Origin of the sequence: Pseudomonas sp. K5002 (assembly GCF_013386655.1) — a bacterium.
Classification (GTDB): Bacteria; Pseudomonadota; Gammaproteobacteria; order Pseudomonadales; family Pseudomonadaceae; genus Aquipseudomonas.
The window spans coordinates 1-588 of sequence record NZ_JACARK010001405.1 but is presented as its reverse complement, the minus strand read 5'-3'; the positions used below and the strand labels follow the sequence as shown (position 1 = coordinate 588).

General features: G+C 60.2%; 1 protein-coding gene. It reads right to left on the bottom strand.

Annotated features, from left to right (window positions below; translation table 11 throughout):
• Positions 1 to 23: 23 nt before the first annotated feature.
• The coding region (locus HX846_RS36750) for a class I SAM-dependent methyltransferase (protein ID WP_178967407.1) at positions 24 to 588 on the bottom strand (565 nt) is incomplete at its 5' end.

Sequence of the window (588 nt, the reverse complement as noted above, 5' to 3'; positions counted from 1 at the left end):
AATAACGGATATGTACCCAACCCTCAGGACTTCAGCGCCTTCTTAGGATAAATGTCATACCGACTGGACTTCCCATCCAACGCATGACTCGGCTTCACCCCCTCAATGCAAGGCGCCTTACGCGGCCGCTTGACCACCACCCGATGACTGGCCAAAGCCAACGCCGCCGCCAACAACGCCGGCGCATCCGGATCATCCCCCACCAGCGGCCGAAACAACCTCATCTCCTTCTTCACCAACGCCGTCTTCTCCCGATGCGGAAACATCGGATCCAGATAAATCACCTGAGGCGGCTCCCCCTCCCAATCGCGCATCACCTCAATGGAGTTGCCCTTGAGCAACCTCATCCGCGCCACAATCGGCGCCACCTCAAAATCCTCTGCACCTCGCGCCAATCCATCTTCCAGCAACGCCCCAATCAACGGCTGGCGTTCAATCAGGCTCATCTCGCAACCCAGGCTGGCCAACACAAATGCATCCTTTCCCAACCCGGCGGTAGCATCCAGCACCCTGGGGCGCACGCCCTGCGCCACACCCACCGCCTTGGCAATCATTTGCCCGCTGCCGCCGCCATACAGACGCCGGTGC